At 63.3% G+C, this 6,000-nt stretch carries 7 protein-coding genes and 1 pseudogene; 6 read left to right on the top strand and 2 right to left on the bottom strand.

The window, feature by feature from the left end:
• The 3 genes from E2F48_RS11650 to E2F48_RS11640 all read left to right on the top strand — a co-directional run.
• The coding region (locus E2F48_RS11650; RefSeq protein ID WP_133404096.1) for a serine hydrolase domain-containing protein at window positions 1–855 on the top strand (855 nt) is incomplete at its 5' end.
• 57 nt (window positions 856–912) lie between these two features.
• Window positions 913–1,671 (top strand): ABC transporter ATP-binding protein, encoded by a 759-nt coding sequence (locus E2F48_RS11645; protein WP_133404095.1) that lies wholly within the window; start codon window positions 913–915, stop codon window positions 1,669–1,671.
• Between the two features lie 4 nt (window positions 1,672–1,675).
• On the top strand, window positions 1,676–3,526 hold the full coding sequence (locus E2F48_RS11640) for an FtsX-like permease family protein (RefSeq protein ID WP_165968750.1): 1,851 nt from the start codon (window positions 1,676–1,678) through the stop codon (window positions 3,524–3,526).
• A 71-nt stretch (window positions 3,527–3,597) separates the two neighbouring features.
• On the opposite strand, the pseudogene E2F48_RS17790 reads toward E2F48_RS11640, so the two are convergent.
• Window positions 3,598–3,810 (bottom strand): annotated as a pseudogene (locus tag E2F48_RS17790) (IS3 family transposase); the annotation flags it as partial.
• Window positions 3,811–4,078: 268 nt separating this feature from the next.
• Here E2F48_RS17790 and E2F48_RS11630 point away from each other — a divergent pair.
• The 3 genes from E2F48_RS11630 to E2F48_RS11620 all read left to right on the top strand — a co-directional run bounded on the left by E2F48_RS11630 (window position 4,079) and on the right by E2F48_RS11620 (window position 5,659).
• Window positions 4,079–4,663, top strand: coding sequence for a TetR/AcrR family transcriptional regulator (locus E2F48_RS11630; protein WP_133404092.1), 585 nt, complete (start codon window positions 4,079–4,081; stop codon window positions 4,661–4,663).
• 75 nt (window positions 4,664–4,738) lie between these two features.
• Entirely contained in the window at window positions 4,739–5,428 is a 690-nt protein-coding gene (locus tag E2F48_RS11625; RefSeq protein ID WP_133404091.1) for a type 1 glutamine amidotransferase domain-containing protein, read from the top strand.
• A gap of 81 nt (window positions 5,429–5,509) precedes the next feature.
• On the top strand, window positions 5,510–5,659 hold the full coding sequence (locus tag E2F48_RS11620) for a YbhB/YbcL family Raf kinase inhibitor-like protein (RefSeq protein WP_133404166.1): 150 nt from the start codon (window positions 5,510–5,512) through the stop codon (window positions 5,657–5,659).
• On the opposite strand, the gene E2F48_RS11615 is transcribed toward E2F48_RS11620, so the two are convergent.
• Window positions 5,616–5,879 carry a hypothetical protein gene (locus E2F48_RS11615; RefSeq protein WP_133404090.1) on the bottom strand — a complete coding sequence of 88 codons (264 nt, stop codon included), beginning with the start codon at window positions 5,877–5,879 and terminating at the stop codon, window positions 5,616–5,618. The two genes, E2F48_RS11620 and E2F48_RS11615, sit on opposite strands and share 44 nt — an antisense overlap.
• Window positions 5,880–6,000: the final 121 nt, after the last annotated feature.

Raw genomic sequence — 6,000 nt, 5'->3', positions numbered from 1 at the left:
CTGGACCGAAGCGTCGACACCTACCTCCCCGGCCTCATCAAGGGAGAGGGAATCGACCCGAAGGCCATCACCGTCCGGCAGCTGCTCCAACACACCAGCGGCCTGCCCGAGTACACCGACCTCGTCGCCAAAGAAGCGTTCGCCGACCGCGACATCTACCGCTCACCCCGGGACGTGCTCGACCTCGCGCTCGGACAGCCCGCGGACTTCCCCGCAGGGGAACGCCATCAATACACCAACACCAACTACATCGCTCTGGGCCTGATCATCGAACGCGTCACCCAACGGCCCCTGGCCGAACAGATCCACGATCGGATCATCACACCCCTGGACCTGAAACACACCTACCTGCCAGAACCGGGCGCCAAAGGGATACAAGGAGAGCATCCCCGTGGCTACCACATCGACACCGACGGCGAACTACGCGACCTCACCGAGTACGACACTTCCTGGGCCGCGGGAGCAGGAGCCATGGTATCCACACCGGCTGAGCTCAACACCTTCATGAAAGCCGTCCTCGACGGCGAACTCCTGGAACCGGCCGAACTGGATCAGATGCTCATCGGCATCCCCACCGGCGACAAAATCATCCCCGGAAACACGTACGGGCTGGGGATCGAAAGCAGCGAACTGAGCGCCGGCACAGCCTGGGGCCACAACGGCGACATCCCCGGCTACCAGACCCGCAACGCAGTCGCAGAGGACGGCACCGCCGTCACCATCACCGTCACAGCACTGCCATACGCCATCTACGACGGCCCCCAGGAAGAAATCTTCGAAGGCCCCCAGGAGGAACTCATCGCTCTCTACCGCTTAACCACCGACGCCCTCGACGAAGCCCTCAGCACACCCTGACCCGACACCCACAACACCCACAGCCCGTTTCCCTCCCCCAAACAGAAAGCTCAACTCATGACCCCGAGCACGTTTATAAGCCCGCCGTCGGTCGATACCGCCGTGCGCCTCCTTCAACTCAGTAAGACTTATCCGAACGGCCCGGAGCAGATCACTGCCCTTCAAGAGATCTCACTCGACATCGCGCCGGGTGCGTTCATCGCGATTATGGGCCCATCCGGATCGGGCAAGTCGACGTTCCTCAACCTTGCCGCAGGCCTCGATGCGCCAACCAGCGGCCAGGTGTTCATCGGCGAGACCGACATCACCGGGCTCTCCCTGGACGCCGTCACTCATTTCCGCCGGCGCCATGTCGGCTTCGTGTTCCAGTCGTATAACCTCATTGGCCACCTGACCGTCGGCGAGAATATCCAGCTGCCGATGCTGCTCGACGGCCGACGACCCGACAAGCAATGGCAGCAGACCCTCGTCGATTCCGTCGGGCTGACCGGCATGACCGAGCGGTTGCCGAGCGAGTTATCCGGAGGCCAGGCACAGCGGGTCGCCATCGCCCGCGCACTGATCACCCGGCCCACCGTCGTCTTCGCCGATGAGCCGACCGGTGCCCTGGACCGCCGCACGGGCGATCAGGTGCTCGAAGTGCTGCGCGGTGCCGCCAAGCGGTTCACGCAGACGCTGGTTCTGGTCACCCACGACCCGCATGTGGCCGCCACCGCGGATGAAGTGCTCTTCCTGGCAGACGGACGATTCGCCGACAAGCTGGTGGCGCCGACCTCGAGTCAGATCGCCGCCCGCCTCGTCGAGTTGGGACGATAGCCCCGTGTGGTCTTTCGCCCGCTCAGCGGTACGCGCCTACCGCTCAAGCCTCGTCGGCAGCATCCTGATTGTGGTCTCGGCCGCCGCGCTGTTGACAGCTAATGGTGTGCTCATGGAGAGCGGCCTGCGCGGCGACGCGCCTTTGCTTATGGCCGTGGCCGCCTCATTCGCCGGCACGGCGATCCTCGTGGTCGAACTCGTTGTAGCCTCCACCTTTGCCTCGGCATTGCGGCAGCGGAACGCGCAGTTTGCCCTGCTCCGCGCCGTTGGAGCAACCCCGCGGCAGGTGCGCTCGATGGTGACAGCCGAGGTCGTCATCGTGTTCGCGTTCGCGGCGCCGCTCGGGGCCATCCCAGGACTGTTTGCTGGGCAACTGCTCATGCCGGCACTGGTCTCCGGGGGCGTGGTGCCTGCCGGGTTCGATCTGGTGATCTCGCCGCTTCCCGTGATCGGCGCGCTGGTCCTGCTGTTCCCGGCCGCGCTGCTTGCAGGCCGGCTCGCGGCCCGCAAGATAACAAAGGTCAGCCCGACCGAGGCCGTTCGCGGTGGTTCGGCTGAGTCATCCGGGATTTCGCCGGCACGGCGGATTACGGCAATCACTCTTCTGGCGATCGGGATCGCCGTTGCCGGTACACCGTTGGTCGTGTCGGGCACGGTGGGCAGCGCAGCCGGATTTACCTCGGCATTCCTGCTCCTCGGCGCCGCCGCGCTGGCCGGCCCGGTAATCGTCGGTGCAATCGCCCGACGGGCAGCGCGCGCCACACGCTCGTCGAGTAACGCGGCGGCCATGCTCGCGCTTGTGAATTCCCGTGGCTTCTCGCGCCGACTCACGACAGCAATCATCCCGCTTGCCCTGCTCCTGGCGCTTGGCACAGTGCAGACAGGGGCGAACGGCACAACGGTGGAAGCCACCGGCCTGCAGTTGCGTGCCGGTCTGGAATCGGATGTCATCATCACCTCCCCCGGCGGCGTGACAGCCGAGCAGGCAGCCGCCGTCGCATCCACTCCGGGTATCGACGCGGTGGTTGCCAGCTCGATGGTTCCCGCGGAGGTGAAGATCGACAGCGACACCGAACTTGAAGCTCTCTCGTGGGAGCAGACCGGCCTGCGCGCGGTGACCGGCAGCACTTCGGGACTGATAGATGCCGATGAAACGGCCGGCTCGCTGGATGATCTCACTGACCCCGGCACGATCGCCGTCAGCGCCGACAGCGTCTTCGGCACCGGCAAAAGTGTCGGCGACACCATGGAGCTGCGCTTCGATGGAGGCACCGGGATCTCCCCGACGATCGTGGCCGTTTATGACCGAGGCCTCGGATTCGGCGACTACATCATCAACGAGTCCTCGCTGCCGGCGCCTAATAAGCCGGCAGTCGCTGACCAGTTGCTCGCGCTGGGGTCGGCGGATCTGACCTCCCTCGGGGTGCAGACAGTCTCTGTCGATGACTTCGTGCAAGAGAGCCAGGCAGGTGCGGCAACGCAGCAGCAGTTAGGGGCGATCCTGCTCTTCGTGCTCATCTTCTTCATCGCGACTGCCGCGGCAAACACTCTCGTGATGCTCACCAGCTCGCGTAAACCGGAGTTCGCCCTCCTGCGCCGAATCGGCACGACCCGAACTCAAATGACCGCGATGATCCTGATCGAATCGGTGTTCGTCATGGCAACGGCCTTGGTGATCGGCACTCTTTCGGTGATTCCAGCACTCGGAGGCATGGCCTATGGCATGCTCGGCGTCTTTTCCGTGGCGATCGACTGGCCGGTATACGGAGCTCTGGCTGGGTCAGTCATGCTGATCGCCACGGTTGGAATGGTCGCCCCGGCGATGCTGGGCACTCGAGGCCGGGCCCGATCGTAACTGTTCTGAAACGAAAGCCCCTGGCCTACGGGACTGGTCCCCGAAAGTTGGACTGGTTTAGTAAGAGGCGAGGCGATAAGGGTCTGAGCACGGTGTTGCACCGGGCTCAGGCCCTTTAGCTTTATGGAGATCCTCTCGGTGTTGTACCAGCGGATGTATTCGTGCAGTGCTGTGGTGAGTGCGTCGGTGCTGAGAGACCGGACGCGCTGGAAGAGTTCTTCTTTGAGGTGCCCGAAGAAGTTTTTCATGACGGCGTTGTCGTAGTAGTCGGCCTTGCGTGACATCGATTGGGTTGCGTCGGCACTCTGGAGCAGACGCCGCCAGGAGACGTGCTGGTATTGGAAACCCTGATCCGAATGCACGAGCGGCTGCTGCCCGGCTCAAGGGTTGTCAGGCCATCGCGTAGTGCGCTGGTGGTCAGTTCCAGATTCGGAGACAACCTTACCGCGCAGGAGATGATCTGCCGGTCGAAGAGGTCCATGACCGGTGAGAGGTAGACGACTGGTTTAATAGGTACCAGACGACTGGTCTGTTCGTTGGTAGAGTTGAGGCATGCACACGAAAACAGACACCCGCAGGAGCCTCCTGAACGCCGGGCAGCGCACCATTGCCCATAAAGGCTGGGCTGCTGTTGGCCTCACGGAGATTCTCGCAGTCGCCGGTGTGCCCAAGGGCTCGTTCTACCACTACTTCGACTCGAAGGAAGCCTTCGGCGAGGCCATGCTGGACGAGTATTTCATCGACTATCTGGCCGAGATTGATGAGATTTTCGGCCGGCCGGGGTTCTCAGCCGCCGAACGGTTGATGCAGTACTGGGAATTTTGGCGGGTCACTCAAAGCTTCGAAGACTGCCAGGGAAAGTGCCTGGCCGTGAAGCTGGGTGCCGAGGTCGCCGACCTTTCCGAGCCTCTCCGCCTCGCGCTTAAGAGCGGTACGGGCGCGATTACGGGGCGCCTGGAGAAAATCATCCAGGCCGGCCTTGATGACGGGTCCGTGACGATCACGGACCCCGTCCCGGTTGTGGCGCAGACGTTGTACGACCTGTGGCTCGGAGCCAGCGTGATGGCAAAGATCCAGCGGACGCCCGCACCAATGGACAATGCACTGACCCTTACGGCTCAGATACTCAACCGATAGCAAATTCTCGTGCCCCACCGGCGGCGCGAGACATTTAGCTCCTAAAACAGACCGGTCTACTGGTAGCAGATTGTCGTGAAGATTCTTATGGTGCTCACATCCCACGATCAGCTCGGCGACACCGGTAAGAGGACCGGTTTCTGGTTCGAAGAGCTCGCCGCCCCCTACTGCCGCTTCATCGAAGCAGGAACGGACATCACCCTCGCCTCTCCCGCGGGCGGCCAGCCGCCCCTGGATCCGAAGAGCAACGAGCCGGATTTCCAGACCGACGAGACACGCCGCTTTGACAGTGATCCCGCGGCACAGCAGGCCCTGGCCAACACCGTGCGGCTGGACTCGGTCTCCGTCGATGACTTCGACGCCGTTTTCTACCCCGGTGGACACGGCCCGCTCTGGGACCTGGCCGAGGATCGGGACTCGATCGCGCTGATCGAGGCAACCTACCGCTCCGGAAAGCCGGTCGCGCTGGTCTGCCACGCCCCCGGCGTGCTGCGCCACGTCCGCAATGGAGACGGCTCACCGCTGATAAACGGCCTGAAGGTCACCGGCTTCACCAACTCCGAAGCAGACGCCGTGCAGTTGACCGATGTCGTGCCCTTCTTGGTCGAAGACAAGCTGATCAAGCTGGGCGGTGACTTCTCCAAGCTTGGTGACTGGGAATCGTACGTCGTCGAGGACGGCCTGCTAATCACCGGTCAGAATCCGCAGTCGTCGGCGGCAGCCTCGGACATCCTGCTTGCCAGGCTGAACACCCCAACCGCCTAAGCGGTAACAGGGAGATTTCCCGATTTTGCGCACACGCCCGGTACCCTCCCGGGTGCCGGGCGGACAGAGCCGCTTCTCGAGATACAGCAGGCAGACGCCGGTTTTACCGGTTACCCGGGGGCCTCGCCGCCGAACGGCCACGGAACCCATCACTACCATGTGGTGGTACACGCCACCGACATGGCAGCTAGGCTGTCATCTTGTTCGCCAGTTCGTGCTTCTCCTGGGTGACCGCCACCGGCAGGTTTGGCCTGACATTGTTGTCGAACCAAGCGTCGTGCTGCGTGGCCGCCTCCCAAACCTCCACAACGGTCATTCCGCCTTCGCTCTCATAGGCGTAGTGGGCGTTGAAACCGGGGGCCGCGATAAGTTTGTCCCTGAGAACGGTGGCGATGCCGTCATACTGTTCCCGGGTCAGGCCGGGCACAAAATTTTGTACCAGAACAGTCATGGCGGACTCCTTTGTAGGCGACTGCCGGCCGGGCGGACGGATCCCGCGGACAGAGCCGGCACAGCCGAAGCCTACGCCGGTAGCGTCGGCTGCGACAGGGCTGGATGGCGCCCCGTGGCTG

Origin of the sequence: Arthrobacter crusticola (assembly GCF_004357995.1) — a bacterium.
In the GTDB taxonomy this organism is placed as follows: domain Bacteria; phylum Actinomycetota; class Actinomycetes; order Actinomycetales; family Micrococcaceae; genus Arthrobacter_D; species Arthrobacter_D crusticola.
This window is presented reverse-complemented; position numbering and strand designations above follow the sequence as displayed.